This window comes from Clostridium pasteurianum BC1 (genome assembly GCF_000389635.1).
Lineage (GTDB): Bacteria > Bacillota > Clostridia > Clostridiales > Clostridiaceae > Clostridium_I > Clostridium_I pasteurianum_A.
This window is the reverse complement of sequence record NC_021182.1, coordinates 3,838,091-3,861,388: the sequence shown is the minus strand read 5'-3', so window position 1 is coordinate 3,861,388 and position 23,298 is coordinate 3,838,091. Positions and strand designations below refer to the sequence as shown.

The following is a 23,298-nucleotide window of genomic DNA, read 5'->3' as shown; positions in this document are numbered from 1 at the left end:
AGGTTAACATGGATTTAAGCTTTTTAGATGTGCAGCATATTAGAATGAAAAAAATTGGTGCCTATGCTTTGCTTTTTAGAAATAGTATAGCTAAGGGAACCTGGAAAAAGTATGGTTTTGAAGAGGGATATGAACAAGATAATTTAATATTTTCAGTTTTGCTTTACATAATGGAGCAATCTCTAAAGGAAGAAATATGTACTATTGATCATATAGCTGCTTTTATTGATGAGGTTAACAATCTACATTTTAAAAAGGGGATTATCTATGAAGAATGCAGGGATTTAGGGGAATTCATAGTTAATACAATTTTATGTGACGAAGGTAATGCCATGTATTTTAAAGCTTATAATTTTAAAGAGGGACAGTATAAAGATATTAACATAAGTTTTATTAAAAATAAAATGGAATATATTGAAGGGGTAAGAAGGGTGTCATACTCTCTGACGGAGGACGGATATTCACTGCTGTTATCTACCTTAGAAATAGAGGAAAATTTAAAAATTACTATTCATGAAATTGTATTTAAAATGCATTTAGAAAAAGCATCTTATGATAAGGCAGTAGATGATATTAAAAACATATTTAATATGCTTAGAATAAGAGTTCAAAGTATGGAGGATGCCATAAGAAAGATAAAAGAAAATCCACTTGCATATTCGACTGAAGACTATAAGTCCATGATGGAAGGAAATATAGACATTTTAAATAATACTAAAAAACAGTTTATTATTCATAGAGAAATGGTAAATGAAAAAATTAATGAGTTTATTGAGCATGATATACATATTAAAGAATTAAATAAAGAGGAGGAAGAAAATCTCAATAATTTACGAATAATAGAGAAATATTTAAGCAGAACCATTGATGAAGATCAAAGAGTGCTAAAAAAACATTTTAACTTGAAGGATGTTTATGGGAAAGAACTTGAAAATATTTCGAAAATGTCCTTAATTGAAAGATTTAATTTTAGGAAAGAAGTCTATGATAGAATACTAGACGACCCAAATAAATTAGAGGATATTGATATATTTTTAAGACCATTATTTAAAATGCAGCCAGGGAAATTTTATAATATAAATAAAGCTTTAGAATATCAAAAGGCAATTAGAAAAGCTGAAATAGAAGATGATGAGGAAATTTCCTTTGATGAAAAGGAATTTATTGAAGCTGAGACTAAGAAAAAGTTAGAAAAATTGGAAAAGTATAAAGGGGTAATAGAAATACTTATAGAACTGGCAATTGGGCGTAATAAAATTTCTTTAGGAGAAATTAATTCTTTAATAAAGGAAAGCGAAACGCTAAGGATTACTTTGATACCAACTGTAGAAATATTCAGAGAAGTGATTATCGAAATGCTGAAAAATAGAACTATAGATATAGCTGAAATAAGAGAAGAAAGAAAAAATTCTGTTGAATCTGGAGAAATAGAATTTCAGCTTAATAAAAGTATTTTAGAAATTATAGATTCTAATAACAGCTTCAAGAAAATAGCAAAGATAAAGGTCGAAAAAATATTAGATCATGAGGATGTTAAATTAGAAGGCTTAAAAAACGAAAATGGAGATATAAAAAACTTCATATGCTCGGATATTTCTATTGAAATAATAAAATCAGGAGGCTTAAGGTTATAATGGCATATACTACTGAAGAAATTAAGATAAGCAATAAAATATTTTATCATTTATTAAAGCATGGTGAACTGAAAGAAGGATCAGAAGAGCTTTATAAAAGTTATTCTGAAAATGAAAATGTAACGGAGCTTGTCAAAGAACTGGGAGAAGCTTCTGAATGTTATGTTAAAAAATATGGGGGAGTAGTATATCTTATACCAAAGGAAGACAATGATTTTATAGGATATTCAAAAGGTGAGCTTAAAAAAATATTGTGTAAATCTGGAGCAAATGATAAGGATTATTATTTGTCACAATTTGTTATATTAACTCTTTTGGTGGAGTTCTATAATTCCCAAAGTGTCACCAGTAAATCCAGAGAGTACATTAAAGTTGGTGAATTTTTAAATATTATTACTGACAGATTAAAGGATGGTATTGAAAGATCACATAATAATGAAGAAAGCGGAATTGCCTATGAGAATATACTTGAGAGGTTTGAAGCTTTAAAAAGCAGTGAAAAGAAAAGTATGTCCAAGACAACAAAGGAAGGTTTTATAAATACAATTTTAGATTTTTTGGATAGCCAAGGTTTAATTTACTATATTAAAGGCGATGATATGATTAAAACAACTAAAAAGCTGGACAGTTTTATGGATTGGAATCTTTTAAATAAAAATAATTACAATAGGGTGCTAAAAGCTTTAGGAGAAGAGATAAATGAGTAAGATAAATAAAATTAGGTTTGTAAATTTAAATTATAATTACAATACTATGAAAATAGATGATGAAAAATTTTATTTAGATGGCGAAAATACTATGCTTAATTTAAGAAACGGCGGTGGAAAATCTGTTCTTGTTCAAATGATTATGGCTCCCTTTGTTAACAGAAGATATAGAAACACAAAAGACAGAGCCTTTGAAAGTTATTTTACATCGGGAGTACCTACCTATATATTAATAGAATGGAAGCTTGATGATGGAGCAGGTTATTTATTAACAGGTATGATGGTTAGAAAAAAGGAAGCTGCTTCTGATGAAAACTCTAAAGAAAGATTAGATATTATAAACTTCGTTCATGAGTACAGAGAAAAAAATGAATATGATATTAATAGTATCCCTATAATTGAAGAAAAAAATGACAGAAAAATGATAAAGAGCTTTGCTAATTGCAAAAGTTTGTTTGAAGCTTTGAAAAAAGATAGAGAGTTAAAGTTTAATTATTATGATATGAATAATCCTGTAACGACAAAAAATTACTTTAACAAATTAGAGGAATATAAGATTAATTACAGGGAATGGGAAACTATAATTAAGCAGATAAATATTAAGGAATCAGGGCTTTCAGAACTTTTTACTAAAGCTAAGGATAGCAATGGATTAGTTAAAGAATGGTTTCTGCCAGCTGTAGAAAATAAACTAAAGGTTGATGATGATAGAATTGATAATTACAGGCAGCTGCTGGACAGTTACATTAAGCAGTATAGACAGAACAAAGCAAATATTGATAAGAAAGCAAAGCTTGAATTATTCAATGAGTTGTCTAAGGATATACTTATATGCTGTGAGGAATTTATACTTACTGCTGAAAAAAGAGAAGAGATAAAAAATTATATAGCAAATGTAATAGTATATTTAAGAGAAAAGCTTGAAGATAAAGAAAAGGAAGAAGCAGCATTAGAACAATTAATTGAAAGCCTTAATGATAAAATTATAGAGCTGCAGTATGAAGAAGAATCTATAAAAGTTTATAAAAAGCAGGAGGAAATAGATAGCTTAGAAGCTGACATAAAAAAACATCAGGAATTAGTCAATGAAAGTGAGTTTAGGAAAAATAGCTTAATAAGAGAAGGTAATATATTAGAGTGCGCAAAAATACATAGGCAGTATCAAGATACTTCAAAAGAGCTTTTAGAGCAAGAAACTAAATTAGCTAATTTACATAAAAAGAATGAGGATAACGCACCGCATATTATTAATCTAGGCTTTACTATAAGAGGAATTTTGCAAAAGGAGCTGGACACTGTAAAAAAACAAAAGTCAGATAAGCTTCAATTGAATAAAAATTTAGAAGAAGAAAAAGAAACTATTAATAATTCCTTGAAGATTAATAGAAATGAAATAAATAATTTAAATGAGAGAAAAGGAAGTCTTTCAGCTGAAATTTCATCCTTTGATAAATTAGAGGAAGGCTTTAACAGAAGCTCTGGTTTTAATTTATTTAGAAATATTGAAGCATATTTTGACGAGGAAAGATTGCTTAGTATTGATAAAGAAATTAACGATGAAGGCAATACGCTGGATAAAGAAAGAAAAAATGTCAGTGAAAAAATACTGCAGGATGAAGAAAAATTAAAAAGTAAAGAAAGTGAAAAAATACGCAATTTAGAAAAAAACTCTGATGTTAAAAATAAATTGAACAATAAAAATTCAGAACTTGAAAAGGCAGAAGAGGAAATAGAGAGAAGAAAGGAAATAATTAAGTTTATTGATTTTGAGGAAGATAAGGTTTTTGATAATGAAAGTATAATCAATGCTTTTGACAGAAAAATAGATTTGTTAAAAGAGGATGAAGTAAAGCTAAAAAAGTTATTTGATAATTTAAATAGTGAGCTGATAAAACTTAAAACAGGTAAGGTTTTAGAACTGTCTAAGGATATTGAAGAAAAGCTTAGAGAAAAAGACATCAGCATAACTTATGGAATGGAATGGTTAAAGAAAAATGGGTATCAGTTAGAAAAGAACGAAAAGCTTGTAAAGGATAATCCTTTTATTCCATACTCCTTAATAATGGATTCTAAAGAAATTGAGCTTCTAGAAAAAGAGCTTTTAGATATATTTACTTCTTCTCCAATATCAATAATTAATAGAAAGGATCTTGAGAAAAGTTTTGCTAATATAAATGCAGGTGTCGCTCACTTAAATGGAGTTAGCTTTTTTATATCCTTTAATAATAAGCTGTTAAATGAAAGAGAGCTTTTAAAGCTGATAGATGATAAAGCTAAAGAAGCACAAGCAGTACAAGCAAAGATAAATGAAAAGAGTGAAAATATTGCTTTTTACGAAGAAAAAAGAAACATAATAAAATATTCAGCTTTGACCTTAGAAGTTTACGAAGGGTTAAAAAAAGAAATCAGCAATTTAAAAGTGGAAGCTTCTGAATTAAGAGAAATAGAAATTGCTTTAGAAAAGAGTATATTAAGCATCAAGGATGAATTAAAAAATTGTAAAGAAAGAGTACAGCTTTTAGAGAAGGATATTCAAAAAAGTATTGATAAAGCAAAAGCTTTTAAAGAACTTTTAGAAGCCTATGAAAAGTATAAAAAGAATAAAATTTCTTTAGAAAGAGTACTGGAAAGCCTAAGTGTAATAAATAATCATATAGATAAAGCTGAAAGCAGAATAAGTGATATTGAAAAAGAAATAAAAGAGTGTAACAGCGCAATTAATTTTTATAATAATGAAGAGGAAAAAGCTTCAAAGGAGCTTGCAGAGTTTAATATTTATAAGTCAGGAACTTTAATTGAAAAGGATAAGGAAGATTTAATATCTGAGTATAATGCTTTGACAAAGGATATTACAAGCTCAGAAAAGGAATTAAGAGATTCAATAAAAAAGCTTAATGAAAAATTTGATGAGATACATAGCGAGCTTACTTTGAAGGCTGATAAATATGAAGTAAAAGAAGCTGAGTATATTAATGAAACTTTTGATACGCAGAAGGAGTTTGAATTAAAAGATGAACTCCAAAAAGAAAATAAAAAATACAATAATTTAAAGGATGAATACAATAAATTTGACAAAGCACAGGGTATCGCTGTAAGTAAATTAGAAGATTTAAAGGCTAAACTTAAAGCTAAGTTTAATAAGGATGAGCCGAAAGCTAAGAATTTATTAATAGATAAGGATTTTAAACTGGAAATAGAAAAACTGAAATTAGAGATTGTTGAAACTAATAGTAAAAAGGCAGAAGTTAATAAAGTTATAGCAAAAATTGAAAATAATTTAACCAGCTTGAATGAGTTTAATGATCTAAATATTACAGATAAAGTTGATGTAAACATAGACTTAAATGAATTAGACAGCTTTGTAGGAAAACTAAAAAGAGACTTAAATAATGTAATAGCACAAGAAATTGAAAGAGAAAAAAATCTTACAAATTTAGTCGTTGATGTTGAGATAAAGGATGAATTTAAACAGGAAAGCCTATTCAAAGAGCCAATTCAGACGCTGAAAAGTTTAATCGGAAAACCAAGAGAGTTTAAGGAACAGCTGAATTTAGTTATTAATTCCTATGGAATGATTATGGAAAAGTTAATGGCAGACATTGAACTTATAGAAAAAGAAGAGGGCAAAATATTAGAGAGCATATTAGAGTATATAAAAGATGTTCATGAGAATATTGAAAAGATAGACGACAATTCATCCATAACTATTGGAGCAAAAAGATTAAAAATGTTAAATATAAGTGTATCTGCTTGGGAAGAAAATAAAGAGCTTTATAAGGTTAGATTAAAGGAATATATTGAGAGAATAAGAGAGCAAAGCATAAAAGCTTTAGAGCAGAATGAAGACATAGAAGATATTATCAGCAATAATATCAATATAAATAAGTTATATGATGAAGTTGTTGGAATTGGAACAGTAAATATTAAATTATACAAAATAGAAGAGGATAAGCAAAGACAGATTTCCTGGGATGAAGTTTCAAAAAATTCAGGGGGAGAGGGTTTCCTTTCCGCATTTGTAATACTATCAAGCTTATTATCCTATATGAGAAAGGATGATAGTGATATCTTTAGCAGAAAGGAAAGCGGAAAGGTGCTTATAATGGATAATCCTTTTGCACAAACAAGTTCCGCGCATCTTTTAAAACCATTAGTTGATATTGCTAAAAAGAGCAATACTCAGCTTATATGCTTAACAGGACTAGGCGGAGATTCCATATACAACAGATTTGATAATATATATGTTTTAAACCTTATATCCTCTAAGCTTAAAAGCGGCGTTAAATATTTAAAGAGTGAACATACAAAAGGTGAGGAAGAAAAGGAAGAAATTGTAGCATCAAGATTTAAAATAGAAGAACAAATTAAATTGTTTTAAAAATTTATTACCATATGATATTGAATTTGTGCAACAAGTAGTTGCACAAATTCCCTGGGCACATAATATTGTTATTATGGGGAAAATAAAAGATAAAGAGGAAAGGTTATGGTATATAAATAAAACAGTTGAGAATAGTTGGTCAAGAAATGTTCTAGTAGCAAGGAGCTGACTTCCAGCCATCTCCTAGTGGGACTGACACCATAGCATACTGGATATGATTATTGAAGAGTCTGGTGAAGATAATGTGGGGAACTATGTAAATTATAATATTTAAAAGACATGGATAATAGTTTAAGAAATATGATAAAATTTAATATATAAAATTGTAGTTATTGAGTAAGTTTATTTTATAATTTAAGAATAGATGTTGATTAACACTTTGTTTTATCCTACTTTTTGCAATTTATTTTCTCCAAAGAAACGATAAATTTACAATTTAAAATATCCTATTTAGAAGATAAATTAACCTAAAATTTCACTTTAATTTATCAATCATAAGTAAAAAATAAAAGAACAGTGAACTGCTCTAAAAATGAATTAACAATTATAGATAATCAGCAAAAGTATACAAAGCATCCGCAACAGTGATCCCATCAATATTGCCCAAAACTCTGCATAATTGTTCTTTAGCAAGCTCAGTCATCATTCCTTCGCAAGGGTAACAGTGACTTGGGAAAAATAGTAGCGAGGAGTGACTTACAGTCATCTCCTAGTGCCTCGGAGGTTGAGCCTTATTTTGGAAACTACGTTAAGTATAACTAAAGCATTTTCTTGGAAAAAATAATGCCTAAAATTTGTAAAGTATATAATTTGAAATATTTTAATATACATTAATGTAGAATAATATATTAATGGAATGAGTTTATATGAATAAATTTGTAGTTAATTATATAGATATAAATTTTAGAGTAAGACTTATTAAATCAGCCAAGAAAAATATATTTTTGCAGGTTAAATATTTACAAAGATTTGAAATTGAAGCTATTTTAGAAATGGAAAAGATACTAGGAAGAGATAATATCGTTATTTGGATTGACAAAGACATGAATTTATCTACAAAAAATTATAGAGTATTAGAAAATCTAAAGCTATTGCATAAATTGATAGATGTTACTTTGTGTGTTAAAGGAATAGGTATAAATATTCTCTCGGTAGATGATATTGTCTGTGTTTATTATGATTGTGAATATGAAAATAATATACGAACTGCTAATGGGTTTATGTTAGATAAAGTATCAAGTAAAAAATTATTGGATAATAGAAATAAAACATTGAGCGGAAAGATTCCAACAAATTTAACAAAAGAGATTATAGATTCAATTGAAATGGAGTATTTGAATAAAGTAACATATTGTGATTTAGAGGTGCTAAGAAAAAAGATTCAATTCATAAATATAAGGTTTAATGGTATAAGATTTTCAGATAAAACAGTAGGAATAAATACTATTATTAAAAGTATGTTTTCAAAAACTAAGAAAGAAGGTAAACTATTAAATAAATGGAGAAGTAGTCTAAAAGTATTTTATGATAGTGATAAAATTAAAAAAGTTTCAAATAAGTTTGATTATGAATCTAAAAAAATTAAGAAAGCAAATCTAATTAGCACTGGAGAAAGAGAATATATCATTTTAAAAGAAAAGATTCCTTTACTATGTGAAAGAATAAAGGAATTTAATAAATATGTTGAAAAATTATTTAGGGAAAATGATATACAAAAACAAATTGATAAATGTAAGCAAGAATTTAATAAGACTATAGAGGAAATGAAGAAAGAGTACTTGTTAAGTGAATATGTAAGTAAACAAGACTTACAGGATAAAATAGAAAAAGTAAAAAGTTTTATTCCTGATGAAAATTCTATTATCAATTCAATAAAAGTGAGTATAGCATACTATGATATATCTATAGATAATCTCAAAGATAAAGATTTTTTATTCAGTTTATTAGAAGAATTAGACATTAAAATTAAAGATGGATATACTGATGATAATGAGTTTAGAAATTTTGTGGAAAAATTAACGTTAAAAAAATCTTAGTAATGTTAAAAGAGAATGATTCACTATTAAAAGAAGGTGCAAAAAATGCTAAACGTAGTAGCAGCCATGTTAAAAAACAATAATGACAACATCCTAATAGCAAAAAGACAACAGGGAAAAAGCATGGGCGGCTTCTGGGAGTTTCCTGGTGGCAAGATAGAGCAAGGAGAAACTCCAGAAGAAGCACTTATTAGAGAACTAAAAGAGGAAATGAATATAGATATAGCCATTGATAATTATTTTGGAGAAAATATTCATAGATATGATACAATTACTATAAAACTAATAGCTTTTCAGGGAAGTATAGTTAAAGGAAATATAAAGCTTTCAGTACATGACGAGTGCAGATGGGTAAGCATAGAAGAATTAAAGAACTTTAATTTTGCACCGGCGGATAAATATTTTGTTGAGAAGTTGATGGAGGAATAGTATTAATGGAAGTAACGGATTTTAAAGCCCTTCAAAAATGGGCTGAACTACCTAAAAACATACAGGAACTTATAGTAAAAAATGTTTTTTGTCCTGATTGTGGAATGACTACTATAGTTAGATATACTTTACATAATGATAAAGCTGGTATTGTACTTAAAGGCAAGTGTAAAAAGTGTGGTCATGATGTAGCTAGGTTTGTTGAAGATGAATAAAAGTACAAAAATAAAAAAGAGGCTTTTATAATATACATATTGAGTAAATAAAAAAAGGTGATACATATGAAGAATAAGCAAATGGCCCAGGGAATATATGAACAGGTAATAAATGAAGAAATAAAAGAAAAACTTAAAGCCTTAGATGTGGATAAATATCTTATAGAAAAAGAGTCTATAGATGTAGAGGAAGCGAAAACTGTTCTTTCAAATTACATATCTTTAGTTATAAAAAAATCACTTCGTTTTATAAGGGAAAACTATAAATCTGATGATAAAGAAGAGGCTTTACTTTCACAGATAAAAGCTTGTAATGAACTTATAGAAAGTCTCAGTAAACTCACAAAAGACAAGGGTATAGAAGATTTTAAAATTGATGAAGAGGGAGAGATGTTAACGGCTCTTTATTCTAAAATAAATAATGCAAGAGCAGTAAAAGGTGATAAACATAAGTCTCCAAGACCAGTTACCCCTCTTTCTCAAAGTTCTCTTTTTACGGGAACACCCTTAGAACCTGATATGATGAGTGAGATAAAAAAAGAAATTTTAAGCAGTGATGCTGTGGATTTGTTAATATCTTTTGTAAAGTGGAGTGGATTAAGATGTATAATAGATGAACTTAGAGAGTTTACAAAGGATGATAACCATAAGCTTAGAATAATAACCACTTCCTACATGGGAGCTACAGATTATAAAGCTATAGAGGAACTCAGTAAGCTAAAAAATACTGATATAAAGATTTCCTATGATACAAAAAGAACAAGACTTCATGCCAAAGCTTATCTATTCAAACGTGAAACTAGCTTTACTACAGCCTATATTGGTTCTTCAAATCTCTCAAATGCTGCTTTAACTTCAGGACTAGAATGGAATATAAACAGAGTTCTTAGTATCAGGTGGAGTTTTTGTTCCACCTGATGCTTAGAAATCGTTATCCAGGGACGTAGCCACTCTTTATTCCCACTTTGAAGAAGATGGGAGTATTAGAGTGGGTAGTCATCGGACAAAAGTAACAGAAAAGGATTCTTTTGATATTATAAAAAAGTTTGAAGCTACCTTTGAGAGCTATTGGAATGATGCAGAATTTATAAGTTTTAATTCTGAAAGCAGGGAAGATGAAATAAGATTAAAGACATCTTTAAATAGGGAATCTTTAAAAGATAGTGGTAGTGAATTCACCTTTAATTTTGATATAACTCCCTACTTTTATCAGAAGGAGATACTTGAGAAGCTAAAAGCTGAAAGAATATTGTACGGTAGAAATAAGAATCTCATAGTAGCAGCCACAGGTGTTGGTAAAACTGTAATAGCAACTTTTGATTATAGAGATTTTGCAAGGCAGAATAAAAAGGAAAGAAACAGGTTATTATTTATAGCTCATAGAGAGGAAATATTAAAACAGAGTCTTGGTACATTTAGGGCTATTTTAAAAAATAATAATTTTGGGCAGCTGTTGGTGGAAATGTTCCCACATCTTTAGACCATCTATTTATGAGTATTCAAAGCTTTAACAGTGTAAAGCTTCAGGAGAAAACTACAGAGGATTTCTATGATTTTATCATTGTAGATGAATTCCATCATGCAGAAGCACCTTCATATACAAAACTTCTTGACTATTATAAACCTAAAATTCTTCTTGGACTTACTGCTACGCCTGAAAGAATGGATGGTAAAAATGTTCTTGAGAGATTTGATGGTAGAATGGCAGCAGAGATGAGACTTCCAGAAGCCATTGATAGAAAACTTTTAAGTCCTTTTCAGTATTTTGCTGTATCAGATTCAGTAGACTTATCAAAGCTTAAATGGACTCGTGGTGGATATGATAGAGCTCAGCTAGAAAATGTATATACTAATAATGATTTGAGAGTTAATCAGATAATAACTAGTGTGCAAAAATATGTTACAGATATTAATTCAGTAATAGGATTAGGCTTCTGTGTAAGTGTAAAACATGCACAATTTATGGCAGATAGATTTACTACAGCTGGAATTCCATCCTTAGCATTACATGGAGATAGTAGAGCAGAGGAAAGAAATGATGCAAAAGTAAAGCTGGTTAATGGTGAGATTAAATTTATATTCACTGTGGATTTATATAATGAAGGTGTAGATATTCCAGAAGTGAATACAGTATTATTTCTAAGACCTACAGAAAGTTTAACGGTATTTCTTCAGCAGCTTGGAAGAGGGCTTAGACTTTCTGAGGACAAAGACTGTTTGACTGTTTTAGATTTTGTTGGACAGGCACATAAAAATTATAATTTTGAAGAAAAATTTAAGGCTTTAATAGGTAAATCAAAGCATTCAGTAGAATACAGCATAAATAATGGATTTATAAAACTTCCTAAGGGATGCTATATACAGCTGGAGAAAGAAGCTAAGGATTATGTACTTAGAAACATAAAGAGTGCAAAAATTACTAAAGCCAATCTAATAAGCAAATTAAAATATTTTGAAAAGGATACAGGAATAAACCTTACTTTAGGCAACTTCTTGAAATATAACAATTATATTTTAGGTGAGTTTTATGGTAGTCAAGGTAATAGAAGCTTTTCTAGACTTAAGGTGGATGCTGGTTTAATAAATGACTTTCAAAATGAAGATGAGGCAATAATAACAAAAAGACTTAAAAATTTATTTCATATAAATTCAAGAAAGTTTATAGAATTTGCTATAAGGAGTTTAAGATCATTTATAGAAGGATATAAGGTAGATAATTATAATGAAGAAGAAAAATTAATGCTAGGAATGCTATATTATAGTTTCTACCAAGACTGTTCAGAAAAGCTTCAATATGAAAGTTTTGAAACTGCACTAATACAGCTTTGTAAAAATAAAGAGCTAAGGATATAAGGTAGATAATTATAATGAAGAAGAAAAATTAATGCTAGGAATGCTATATTATAGTTTCTACCAAGACTGTTCAGAAAAGCTTCAATATGAAAGTTTTGAAACTGCACTAATACAGCTTTGTAAAAATAAAGAGCTAATGGAAGAGGCAATAGAAATACTTACTTATAATTATGAAAACATTGATTTTATTGCTAAACCTGTAGACTTAGGATTTATTTATCCCCTAGAGTTGCATTGCAGCTATTCTACAGATCAGATAATGGCTGCTTTTGGATTTTTTAATGAAAATAAAAAGCCTTCTTTTAGAGAAGGTGCCAAATATTTTAGTGATAGAAAAACAGATGATTTTTTCATAACTCTAAATAAATCTGAAAAGGACTTTTCACCTTCAACACTTTATGAGGATTATGCCATAAATGAAAGACTATTCCACTGGCAAAGTCAAAGTGGAACTTCACAGGATAGTCCTACAGGGCAAAGATATATTAATCATTTAAATACAGGAAATAAGATAATTTTATTTGTAAGAGAATATAAAGTAAATAATGGATTAACTTCGCCATATACATATCTAGGTGAGGCTGAATATGTAAGTCATGAAGGTAACAAGCCCATAAGCTTTATGTGGAGACTGAAAGAGGATATGCCAGCAGGACTTGTTAGAAGTGCGGAGAAGGGTGCGGTGTAGAGAATAAATTAAACTCTTAATAATTTCTTCTCCATGTTGGGAGGAGTATTGTTATTTCATGATAAATCCCTGACACTCATCTGCTTAACAGGAATATACTCGTGGTTACCGGAGTGATCTTAAACAGCCTTACAGCTGTCTCCAATCACGTTACACAACTTTCTTGTAATATACAAGAAATAAATGTATCATAATATTCTAAACTATATATAATCAGGGAAGGGATATTAACTACAAGGAATGCCCTTTATCTAATTAATATGGCCAGGCATAGACATGGAAAATCACTTAAGGCCCTTGAAATCAAGGGCTTTAAGTGATTATTATACACACTCTATTAATCTAGTTAACAGTAATCGCATGGGGCATCTGTTTAGCGAATAAAAGAAGAAGATCTAAATTCATTGTTGATCTCAGAAATTTCTTTTTCACCGTCAATATATGTCTGATACATTTCATAAGGATCCTGTGCTCCGTATACGCCGCATGCAGAACAGTTTTCACAGCCGCCTCCGCCGCAGTTAAGTGAATCTCTGATAATTTTTTCTCTTTGTTCTTTAGTTGTATTCTTAATTAAATATTTATCCATAATATATTCTCCTCCCATCTAATATTCATATTTAATTTATTGAATATTCTGATTTCTTTCTTTAATTATATATAATTTTATTCATTTATTGGGTATATTAATTTAAAATAAATGTAAAATATTTGTGAACAGCCCATATGGTTATACGGATCATAAAATGTGGACTGAGATTATTTTTTATTTTTGAGCTATATATTATCTGCTACCGATAAAATTCATAAGATGATAAAATAGAGTTACAGGTATGTTTATGTAAAATATTTAAATAAAGGGTGATAAAACTATGAACAGATTAGTAAAAATACGTATAATTGTTAATGATATTTTAAACAATCAACCTGATTTAGAGTTAAGAAATCATGGCTATATTCATCTATATGCGGTATCTTCATTTTGCAATTTACTTGCATTAAAAAGAGGAATCAATGCAGAGCTCTGTACTATTTCAGGAATGCTTCATGACATATATACTTATAAAACTGGCAGCAGTACTGACCATGCAATATTGGGTTCTATTGAAGCTAGAAAAATCTTAAGTGAACCTATTGTGCTAGTTAAATCACTAGTACAATAGGTTAATTAATATTCTTATATTGACACAATCCTTATATACTGTGATATAATATCAGCAAATAACAATTAGATAAAGGTGGATATTTATGCCGAATATCAAAGATATTGCAAAGCTAGCTGGTGTATCGCATGGAACAGTATCAAATGTTCTGAACAAAAAAGGAAATGTGAGTGTTGAGAAAATCAGGTTGGTTGAAAATGCAGCTAAAGCACTTGGCTATAAAATCAATGCTCAGGCAAGAGAATTAAGACAGAGATACAGTAAGCGTATAAGTATAATAATCCCTGAACTTAATATGAAGGTATACACTGATTTGGTTATAAGTATTGATAATCAGTTGAAAGAATATGGGTATGAAGTAAATGTTTTTGCCACTAATAGTATATCCTATTCAGAACAAAAGATTCTAGAACGGGTTTTATCATTAAATCCTGATTATGTAATTGTCGTAAGCTCTTTCGTGAAAAACAATGAAATTTATAATGATAATACAAAATTTATTTTTGTAGATAGATTTGTGGAAAATATGCCTGAAAATTCTACCTTTGTTTCTTTTGACTTTAAAAAAGCAGGAACAGATATTGCAAAGAGACTAATAAAAGACGGGCATAAAAATATTGCATTGTTTTCAGGAGAAAGTAAATTTTCCAATATAAAACAGTTTGTAAAAAGCTTATCCGAAACTTTGGAAGATAATTATTGCAATCTTAAAATTTTTAGCAGTGATTATTCTCTAAGATTTATCACTGCGTTTGACGTGATTTCATCTAGTAATTGTTTTGATGCTATTGTAACTACAAGTATAGAAAGAGCTTCTTGTTTAAAGGATATCCAAATCTATAATCCTCAGAAGAAATTACCATCTATATATTCTATTTCAAGTACAGAAACCATGCCTAGCAGTGATATTATAAAGTATGAGCTGAATTATAGACTCTTAGGGAAAAAAATAGGTCAATACATTCTAAAATTAGTTAAAAATGAGAATACAAATAAAAATTACCTCTATACACCAAATGATGGATTCCGCTTTTGCTTTTCTGATATTTCTGTACGTAATCAAAAACGTGAATTGAATGTTTTAACACTTGCAAGTCCTACTACAGAGGCTTTGAAAAAACTTTTACCAAGCTGTAAGTTGGAGACAGGTATCGATGTTAGAATTACTGATTTGACTTATGATGAACTATACAAAACAGCTACAACCATAAATTCATGCTATGATTTGATAAGACTTGATATGGCTTGGCTTTCTGAACTGGGAGAAAAGCTATATATGCCTTTAGATATTAATTCATCACAGATTCAATCATTGCTAAAGAAATTTTCTGATAGTATTTCTGCTGATTATTATAAAATAAATGATAAATTATATTCTATGCCATTAGATCCAAGTGTACAGATTTTATATTACAGAAAAGATTTATTTGAAGATGCAAAAATTCAAAGAGAATTTTATGAAAGATATAGACGTCATCTAAGATTGCCACAAAGTTTTAAAGAATATAATGAAATAGCAAGATTTTTTACAAGAAAATATAATCCAGACTCTCCGATAGATTATGGTACAAGTCTTGTATTTGGTTCTGCAGCTGTGGCGGCCTGTGATTTTTTGCCAAGATTTAAAGATTTCGGAGGAGAAATATTTGATGAAAATGGAAATGTTGTTATAAATACAGAAATAGCAAAGAAATCACTGGTAAGTTATATAGAGACTTATGATTATACAGATGGGGCTACAAATATTTGGTGGCAAAAATCTTTAGAAAACTTTGCGGAAGGCAATACAGCTATGATTATTGTATTTTCTAATCACTCATCACACATGCTTCATAGTAAGAATTCTAAAGTTGTTGGAAAAATCGGTTTTGCAAAAGTTCCAGGGGGCTATCCTCTTCTGGGTGGTGGTATTGTAGGTATAAGTAAAGAAAGTAAAAAATATCAGGAAAGCATTGATTTTCTAAATTGGATTTATAGTGACAATATTTCTTCTACTATTACTTATTTGGGAGGTTTTTCACCTTGTAAAAGTATTCATAATAATGAAGATGTGATGACTCTATATCCATGGATTAAAGGGATGGATAAAAGTTTTAGACATGGATATAGAAGAAATAAAAATTCAAAGCATTCCCAATTTGACGATAGAAAATTTGAAACAATACTGGGTATGGCTATACGCAGTTCTGTAACAGGAATTGTTAATATCGATACAGCATTAAGTAATGCACAGCATTATTTTGATAAAGAGTTTAACAGGTAGACACATAAAAAAACGGTATGCACATTTTAGTGCGTACTGTTTTTTTTTATGCAATATTTTACAATTTAGAAATTCTAAATTGTAAAATATTAGAACGTTCCAATCAATATAATCATTATATATTGTAAATACTAAGTAAAATGTATGTAAAAGCTAGGTAAAATCGTTTGTTTACTAAGGAAATATAATTGACACGTTCAAAAATAGTTTGTTATAGTATAGCTGTGGAAAGAAGGGAGTAGAATTAAATTGAACTTTGAATTAATAAGAGAAAATATTTGGAAAAAGAAAGAAGAAAAAAAAATACTGATTGCTGCACATAGGGGGACTTGTGGTGGAAATATTGTGCAAAATACTATAAAAGCATATGAAAATGCTCTAAAACATGGGGCAGATATTATTGAAGTTGATGTAATTATGAGTACTGATGGTGATTTTTATGCATTCCACAATGGAATGGAAAGAGCAGTTATTGGTGTAAACAAAGACATCAGAACTATGAGTACAAAAGAAATTGAAAGTTATTCCTGCCTTAATGTAGATGGAGTTAAAATTAATCAGAAGATTGAAAAACTGGATAATGTCCTTGAACATCTTAAAGGAAGATGTTTGATTAATATCGATAGATCTTGGTTTTATTGGAACGAAACAATAAAAGCTTTAGAAAAGCATAATATGGCAGACCAGATTATTTTGAAATCTCATGAAGATAAAAAACTTTTAAAGTCTCTTGAAGACAGTGAAAGCAATTTAATGTATATGCCTATTGTATATACTAAAGAAAATATTACTTCAGTAATGAAATGTAAGCTTAATTTAATAGGAGTGGAATTGATATTTAAAGATTTACATAGCGAATTAATAGATACAGAATATATTGAAAAGCTTAAGTCAAATGGAATTTTAACCTGGGTAAATGCGATAACTCTTGATGATGACACTATACTCTCTGCAGGACTTGATGATAACAGAGCAATCATGGAAAACGAAGATGAAAGCTGGGGTAAATTGATAGATATTGGCTTTGATATTTTGCAAACAGATTGGCCATTGCTTTTAAAACAGTATATAGATAGCAGAAATGCTAAATTTATATAAAATATAGGAGGTAACTATGAAAAAAGTAAAAGTTAAATTTTTGCTACTGACATTAGTTTCAATTATCTTAATGACATTTGCAGCGGGCTGCAGCACAACGACTGGAAATCAAGGGGGAAATAAAAACAAACAAGCACAGGGGACAGAAGAAAATAAAGACAAATCATTAGTAATTTACACAAACTCAGGCTCTGATGGGAGAGCAGAATGGCTTACACAAAAAGCTGCAGAGAAAGGATTTAAGCTAAATGTCGTAACATTAGGAGCTGGAGATCTAGCAAACAGATTAGTTGCGGAAAAGAATAATCAGATTGATGACGTTGTTATTGGATTAAATGCAGTGGAATATGAAAAATTGAAAAAACAAGATATGCTTATGAAGTTTAAACCTTCTTGGGCTAAAGATGTTGATATGACTCTTGGAGATAAAGATGGTTATTATTATCCAACAGTGACTCAACCACTAATTTTGGCTTATAATAAAAAATATTATAATGATCAGACAGTTCCAACGGATTGGACAGACTTAATAAAACCTGAATATAAAAATAAATATACTATACTAGATTTAGGTGGAGGTACTTCAAAAACTATTTTAGCAAGTATTCTTGTAAGATATAAGGATCCTAATGGACAATATGGTATTTCACAGGAAGGCTGGGATGTTGCAAAGAAATATCTTCAAAATGGGCATATAGAAAAAACTGGTGAAGATAGCTATGCTGCAGTAATGAATGGTCAACGTCCTTTGATAATGGCCTTTGGTAGTGGATTGTTACAACATGAAAAACAACTAGGGACAAACTTAGGGATTATGGCACCTAAGATAGGTGTTCCATTTGTAGTAGAACAAGTAGCTATTTTTAACAAAAGTAAAAAGACTGATGTAGCAAAAGAATTTGTAGACTGGTTTGGTTCTGCTGAAGTGCAGGCAGAATGGTCTCAAAAGTTTGGTACAGTGCCTGTTCAGCCTGATGCTCTTGCAAAAGCAGCACCAGAAGTAAAAGAATTAATGGCTAATGTAAAACCTCAACAAATTGACTGGAAGTTTGTTGCAGACAATATGGACAAATGGATGGAAAAGGTACAACTTGAATTTCTGAAATAAATTCATTTATGGCGGTGTATAGGTTGTTATATACACCGCATTTATATATAGGAAGGTGTATATATATGATAGAATTTAAAAACGTACAAATAAAATATGGAGATTTTCTTGCCATACAAAATTTAAATTTATCTATCAATGATGGAGAATTTTTTACATTGTTAGGACCTTCAGGATGTGGAAAAACTACAACTTTAAGAAGTCTTGTAGGTTTTATTACTCCAAGCAGTGGAAGTATATTTATTGATAATAAAGATGTTACTAATGTATCTGTAGAAAAAAGAAATATAGGAATGGTGTTTCAAAGTTATGCACTTTTCCCATCTATGAATGTATATGAAAATATTGCTTTTGGATTAAAGGTAAAAAAAGCTTCAAAAGAAGAAATACATAAAAACGTAATGGAAGTTGTTAAAAAAATAGAATTAAATGAAACGCAGTTATACAGAAATGTATCTGAGCTTTCAGGAGGTCAGCAGCAGCGTGTTGCATTGGCTCGTGCTATTGTGTTAAAGCCAAAAATACTATGCCTTGATGAACCTCTTTCAAACCTTGATGCCAAATTAAGAGTCGGTCTTAGATATGAACTGAAAAGATTTCAAGAAGAACTTGGTATTACAACATTATATGTAACACATGATCAAGAGGAGGCACTTACTCTTTCTAATAGAATTGCTGTTTTTAACAAGGGCAAGATAGAGCAGGTGGGTACACCTTATGAAATTTATAATAAATCTGCTTCTGAATTTGTTTGTGATTTTATAGGTGATGTTAACAGACTTGACAACGAAATAATAAAAGAAATCAATAAGCAGACTGTAAATAAATTAAATGAAAGCAAAGAAGCTTTTGTTAGAATAGAAAGAATTTACACACAAAAAAGAGAGGGCTTTGTAAAACTTAAAGCTATTGTCAAAGATTCAGAATATAATGGTATTTACACAAAATATAATTATTCAGTTTTAGGACGAAACATAAAAAATATTGAGAAAAATGATGATGTTATATACCATAAAATAGGAAGTGAAGTTGATCTATATATAAATACTAAAGATATTATGCAATTTTAAGTGCATAATATATAAGGTAGGGTAAAAATATGAAAAAATTAAATTTAAAAGAAAAATTTAAAGGTATAGGAATTATAGGGATTGTTATTAGAGCGTTCCTTATATGGTTTGTTATTGCTTTTTTAATTTATCCTAATGCTAATCTTTTAATCAACGTATTCTTTAAAAATGGTGAGTTTTCTACAGCAGTATTTAGTAAGCTCTTATCTTCCGAAAGAGCTATGAGAAGTTTATTAAACAGCTTTATTTTGGCGGTTTCACTTATTATAACTGTAAATATTGTGGGTACATTATTAGTTGTTTTTACTGAATATTTTGACATTAAGGGTGCTAAAATATTAAAAATAGGTTATATGAGTACGCTGGTATATGGAGGGATTGTGCTGTGTACCGGATATAAATTTATATATGGTACAAATGGTGTATTTACGAAGCTTTTACTTTATATAAATCCAAACATCAATCCAAATTGGTTTACAGGCTATTTCGCAGTTATATTTATTATGACTTTTGCCTGTACATCAAATCATATCATTTTTCTTACTAATGCTATTCGTGGGATAGACTATCAAATCATAGAAGCAGCGAGAAATATGGGGGCATCTTTTAGAACTGTATTTTTTCAAATCGTGATGCCTGTTTTGAAACCTACTTTCTTTGCTGTTACTATTTTAACATTTCTCACAGGGCTTGGAGCCATGGCTGCACCAATTATTGTAGGAGGAGATTCTTTTCAGACTATAAATCCTATGATTATTATCTTTGCAAAAAGCTCATACTCTAAAGAAATCGCATCTCTTCTTTCTATTATTTTAGGAGTGGTAACTATAATCCTATTACTCATATTGAATAAATTTGAAAAAGGTGGCAACTATATTTCTATATCAAAAACAAAATCGAAAATGGTAAAGCAAAAAATTATAAATCCGGTAGGTAATTTCATAGCACATTTTTTGGCATATATTTTATTTGTAATTTATACTGTACCAATTTTACTAGTAATTGTTTATTCTTTGTCAAATTCTAGCAGTATTAAAAGTGCTACCTTATCTTTTAAGAGTTTGACTCTAGAAAATTATAAAGCATTGTTTATTGATGTGAATGCATTTAAACCTTATTTAATAAGTATTGTTTATTCTTTACTTGCAGCTATTATTGTGGCAATAATTTCTATATTAGTATCAAGAATCATACACAAATCAAAAGGAAAATTTGCTGCTATGCTAGAATATAGTATGCTTATTCCATGGCTGCTTCCAGGTACATTAATAGCGCTTGGTCTTATGACTACTTATGACACACCAAGAATTTTAGTGGGTAATAAGGTGTTAATAGGTACTGCAGGTATACTTTTGTTAGCATATGTTATTGTAAAAATACCTTTCTCATTAAGAATGATTAAGGCTGCATTTTTTAGTGTGGATGAAAGTTTGGAAGAGTCTGCAAGATGTATGGGAGCAAGTGCATTTTATATAATGCGTCGTGTAATTTTGCCAATTATTTTACCTTCAATTTTATCAGTAATAGTTTTAAACTTTAATAGTATGCTCACAGATTATGATGTGACAGTATTCTTATATCATCCACTTCTTCAACCACTGGGTATAGTAATTAAAAATGCCAGTGATGAAGATGCAAATATAAATGCCCAAGTAATGTCTTTTGTTTATACAGTAGTTATCATGATAATTTCTACAGCAGCACTTTATTTTACAAGTAGTATGAAGATAAGAAAAAATAAATAGGATAATATCAAAGACTTGGGGTATTTTGCTATTTTTGGTGTGTATTTTATATTCTATATTTCCTTAAACTACAGTTTGAGGAAATTTTTATTGTTTTAGAATGCCACTGGTTTTACCAGTGATTCCAAAAAGCTTATAGCTATGAGCAGAAAAAACAAAACTTCCAATATAAAATAGAAGTATGATATGAATGATGTATAAATAATAAAGACAAGACTTCATAATTTTATAAATAAAAAACCATAAAGTCTTGTCTTTGTTCATTATTTTGTTATCCATATTTGTTACTCTCCAAGTAGTATTATTGTGATGTAAATAAGAGCTATGCAACCTTTTGTGTTTTTTTACCATCTTTTTTTGCATCCATATCTCTAATAATGCCACTCAAAATTGAATAATAAGATGAAGAGTATGATTCAGTGAATGCACTGTATATCAGAGTTCTCTCTAAAGTTTCTAAATTAAATATTTCTTTAAATAACTTTTTCATAAATTATTTCCTCCTTGCAATTAATTTTTATATTATTATAATATTCTATTTCCAATAAAAATTCAAAGGAGGAAACCACCGAAATCGTTACAATATATGAACGAATAATAAATATATTGTAACTAATTTGTGAATATAATATATAAATGCTTGAAACCGTTTAAGAAAACGTATATAACTTTCTCTTAAATTTTTGGATAATAACTTTTGAACATATGTTATCTAAAAAGTGATAAAAAATAGTGGTGGATAGCATTACATTAGCTTCCAGCCATCTCCTGTAGGAAATGCCTATTTAGTGAAGGGCTTGACCTAAATTGCTTTTATCCACAAATTCCTTAAATAAATTTAGATTCCTTACTTTTACTAATTCTTCATCTTCTAAAACATATTTTAAAAACTGTGGATATAATTTTAAAGCCATAATTATATCTTCACATGCCTTATTTTCTTCATCAATTACAGCATAAAAACAACTTCTGTTATAATATAAAAAATATACTTCACTACAATTATTAATTCCCTTGGATAAAATTTCTATACCCTTTTTTGTATCTTTATATTTATAAATTACTGCTAAATTCAAATAACTATATTCATAGCCTTTATCTTTTTCAATTGACCTTTCATAAAAATTAATGGATTTTTTTATCATATTAAACTTATGACAAATTACTCCCATATTGAATAAAGCTAGATGATTATTTGGGTCTATTTTTAAAGCTTTTGAAAACATTTTATATGCAAGATCATTTTGATTTTGTTCCTCATAAATACATCCTAGATTTAAATTTGCCCAAAAATCCATAGGATTTAAACTTAACAGTTTTTCGTAAGTTTCTATTGATAAATCTTTTTCCCCAGATACATCATAGGCATTTGCTAAGAAAAAATAAGCTTTATGATAATTTGGATTTATATAGATAGCTTTATTGTATAATCTTATAGCTTCTTCATATTTTTCTTCTTCATCATATATTGTAGCTAAACCATAGTAGGCCCTTTCTTCATAGTTATCTATACTTAAAGCTTCTTTATAGTACTCTTTAGCTTTCTCTGATTTTCCCAAAGAGTCATATATTAAGGCTAAATTAATTATTGCATCCAAATTTTTACCACTTGAAAGTTCATAAACTTTATTATATAAATCTAATGATTTAATTAATTTATTATCTTCAAAAGCTTCTTCTGCCTTTTTTAAATATTTATTAATTTGTATATCATCCTTCATAAATACACTCTTTCTATAAAAATTATTATTTAGTTTTTTAAAATTGTATATAATTATTACTTTAATAATACTGTTTCTTCTCAATTATATTTCATTATATCATAATATATGTTAAGTTAGATTATGCTCATAACTCTAATGACAATAAAACAAATCTTTAAATTTTTTATCCAAGGCAAAACCATAA

16 protein-coding genes and 2 pseudogenes are annotated in these 23,298 nt (G+C 28.9%); 15 read left to right on the top strand and 3 right to left on the bottom strand.

From position 1 onward, the window contains the following. The first annotated feature begins 8 nt into the window (after positions 1-8). From CLOPA_RS18125 to CLOPA_RS26540, 9 genes and pseudogenes are all read left to right on the top strand, one after another. Positions 9-1,634 (top strand): hypothetical protein, encoded by a 1,626-nt coding sequence (locus CLOPA_RS18125; protein WP_015616884.1) that lies wholly within the window; start codon positions 9-11, stop codon positions 1,632-1,634. Then, positions 1,634-2,341 (top strand): DUF6063 family protein, encoded by a 708-nt coding sequence (locus CLOPA_RS18120; RefSeq protein ID WP_015616883.1) that lies wholly within the window; start codon positions 1,634-1,636, stop codon positions 2,339-2,341. The genes CLOPA_RS18125 and CLOPA_RS18120 overlap by 1 nt, the downstream gene beginning before the upstream one ends. After that, complete coding sequence (locus CLOPA_RS18115) at positions 2,334-6,719, top strand: hypothetical protein (RefSeq protein ID WP_015616882.1); 4,386 nt, start codon at positions 2,334-2,336, stop codon at positions 6,717-6,719. The genes CLOPA_RS18120 and CLOPA_RS18115 overlap by 8 nt, the downstream gene beginning before the upstream one ends. 19 nt (positions 6,720-6,738) lie before the next feature. Further along, positions 6,739-6,891, top strand: a complete 153-nt coding sequence (locus CLOPA_RS24545; protein ID WP_080648346.1) for a DUF1016 N-terminal domain-containing protein — start codon at positions 6,739-6,741, stop codon at positions 6,889-6,891. A gap of 697 nt (positions 6,892-7,588) precedes the next feature. Beyond that, a complete protein-coding gene (locus CLOPA_RS18110; protein ID WP_015616881.1) occupies positions 7,589-8,758 on the top strand; it encodes a hypothetical protein in 1,170 nt (389 codons plus the stop codon). A gap of 45 nt (positions 8,759-8,803) precedes the next feature. Then, a complete protein-coding gene (locus CLOPA_RS18105) occupies positions 8,804-9,187 on the top strand; it encodes a (deoxy)nucleoside triphosphate pyrophosphohydrolase (RefSeq protein ID WP_015616880.1) in 384 nt (127 codons plus the stop codon). A gap of 5 nt (positions 9,188-9,192) precedes the next feature. After that, a complete protein-coding gene (locus tag CLOPA_RS18100; protein WP_015616879.1) occupies positions 9,193-9,402 on the top strand; it encodes a hypothetical protein in 210 nt (69 codons plus the stop codon). A gap of 81 nt (positions 9,403-9,483) precedes the next feature. Beyond that, positions 9,484-10,278, top strand: a pseudogene (locus CLOPA_RS26260) (restriction endonuclease PLD domain-containing protein); the annotation flags it as partial. A gap of 130 nt (positions 10,279-10,408) precedes the next feature. Beyond that, positions 10,409-12,943: pseudogene (locus tag CLOPA_RS26540) on the top strand (DUF3427 domain-containing protein); the annotation flags it as partial. A gap of 373 nt (positions 12,944-13,316) precedes the next feature. On the opposite strand, the gene CLOPA_RS18085 reads toward CLOPA_RS26540, so the two are convergent. Continuing rightward, the gene (locus CLOPA_RS18085; RefSeq protein ID WP_015616878.1) at positions 13,317-13,532 is read right to left on the bottom strand and encodes a hypothetical protein; all 216 of its coding nucleotides are present in this window, start codon (positions 13,530-13,532) and stop codon (positions 13,317-13,319) included. A gap of 283 nt (positions 13,533-13,815) precedes the next feature. On the opposite strand from CLOPA_RS18085, the gene CLOPA_RS18080 reads away from it, so the two are divergent. The 6 genes from CLOPA_RS18080 (at position 13,816) to CLOPA_RS18055 (ending at position 21,390) form a co-directional block, all read left to right on the top strand. Continuing rightward, complete coding sequence (locus tag CLOPA_RS18080) at positions 13,816-14,106, top strand: HD domain-containing protein (protein WP_015616877.1); 291 nt, start codon at positions 13,816-13,818, stop codon at positions 14,104-14,106. Positions 14,107-14,191: 85 nt separating this feature from the next. Next, on the top strand, positions 14,192-16,369 hold the full coding sequence (locus CLOPA_RS18075; protein WP_015616876.1) for an extracellular solute-binding protein: 2,178 nt from the start codon (positions 14,192-14,194) through the stop codon (positions 16,367-16,369). Between the two features lie 249 nt (positions 16,370-16,618). Then, positions 16,619-17,467, top strand: a complete 849-nt coding sequence (locus tag CLOPA_RS18070; RefSeq protein ID WP_015616875.1) for a glycerophosphodiester phosphodiesterase family protein — start codon at positions 16,619-16,621, stop codon at positions 17,465-17,467. A gap of 16 nt (positions 17,468-17,483) precedes the next feature. After that, positions 17,484-18,575 (top strand): extracellular solute-binding protein, encoded by a 1,092-nt coding sequence (locus tag CLOPA_RS18065; protein WP_015616874.1) that lies wholly within the window; start codon positions 17,484-17,486, stop codon positions 18,573-18,575. A gap of 65 nt (positions 18,576-18,640) precedes the next feature. Continuing rightward, positions 18,641-19,645, top strand: coding sequence for an ABC transporter ATP-binding protein (locus tag CLOPA_RS18060; RefSeq protein WP_015616873.1), 1,005 nt, complete (start codon positions 18,641-18,643; stop codon positions 19,643-19,645). 29 nt (positions 19,646-19,674) lie between these two features. Next, positions 19,675-21,390: an ABC transporter permease gene (locus tag CLOPA_RS18055; RefSeq protein ID WP_015616872.1), complete on the top strand. Its 1,716-nt coding sequence runs from the start codon at positions 19,675-19,677 to the stop codon at positions 21,388-21,390. 322 nt (positions 21,391-21,712) lie between these two features. Here the strand turns inward: CLOPA_RS18055 and CLOPA_RS25305 are convergent, their stop codons facing one another. Beyond that, entirely contained in the window at positions 21,713-21,880 is a 168-nt protein-coding gene (locus tag CLOPA_RS25305; protein WP_015616871.1) for a hypothetical protein, read from the bottom strand. Between the two features lie 295 nt (positions 21,881-22,175). After that, on the bottom strand, positions 22,176-23,111 hold the full coding sequence (locus CLOPA_RS18045; RefSeq protein ID WP_015616870.1) for a tetratricopeptide repeat protein: 936 nt from the start codon (positions 23,109-23,111) through the stop codon (positions 22,176-22,178). Positions 23,112-23,298 lie beyond the last annotated feature (187 nt).

Excerpts from the sequence above, each read along its gene's own strand:
- CLOPA_RS18065 (WP_015616874.1), top strand. The coding sequence starts at position 17,484 with ATGAAAAAAGTAAAAGTTAAATTTTTGCTACTGACATTAGTTTCAATT.
- CLOPA_RS18080 (WP_015616877.1), top strand. The coding sequence starts at position 13,816 with ATGAACAGATTAGTAAAAATACGTATAATTGTTAATGATATTTTAAAC.
- CLOPA_RS18055 (WP_015616872.1), top strand. The coding sequence starts at position 19,675 with ATGAAAAAATTAAATTTAAAAGAAAAATTTAAAGGTATAGGAATTATA.
- CLOPA_RS25305 (WP_015616871.1), bottom strand. The coding sequence starts at position 21,880 with ATGAAAAAGTTATTTAAAGAAATATTTAATTTAGAAACTTTAGAGAGA.
- CLOPA_RS18110 (WP_015616881.1), top strand. The coding sequence starts at position 7,589 with ATGAATAAATTTGTAGTTAATTATATAGATATAAATTTTAGAGTAAGA.
- CLOPA_RS18060 (WP_015616873.1), top strand. The coding sequence starts at position 18,641 with ATGATAGAATTTAAAAACGTACAAATAAAATATGGAGATTTTCTTGCC.
- CLOPA_RS18120 (WP_015616883.1), top strand. The coding sequence starts at position 1,634 with ATGGCATATACTACTGAAGAAATTAAGATAAGCAATAAAATATTTTAT.
- CLOPA_RS18125 (WP_015616884.1), top strand. The coding sequence starts at position 9 with ATGGATTTAAGCTTTTTAGATGTGCAGCATATTAGAATGAAAAAAATT.
- CLOPA_RS18085 (WP_015616878.1), bottom strand. The coding sequence starts at position 13,532 with ATGGATAAATATTTAATTAAGAATACAACTAAAGAACAAAGAGAAAAA.
- CLOPA_RS18075 (WP_015616876.1), top strand. The coding sequence starts at position 14,192 with ATGCCGAATATCAAAGATATTGCAAAGCTAGCTGGTGTATCGCATGGA.
- CLOPA_RS18105 (WP_015616880.1), top strand. The coding sequence starts at position 8,804 with ATGCTAAACGTAGTAGCAGCCATGTTAAAAAACAATAATGACAACATC.
- CLOPA_RS18115 (WP_015616882.1), top strand. The coding sequence starts at position 2,334 with ATGAGTAAGATAAATAAAATTAGGTTTGTAAATTTAAATTATAATTAC.
- CLOPA_RS18100 (WP_015616879.1), top strand. The coding sequence starts at position 9,193 with ATGGAAGTAACGGATTTTAAAGCCCTTCAAAAATGGGCTGAACTACCT.
- CLOPA_RS18045 (WP_015616870.1), bottom strand. The coding sequence starts at position 23,111 with ATGAAGGATGATATACAAATTAATAAATATTTAAAAAAGGCAGAAGAA.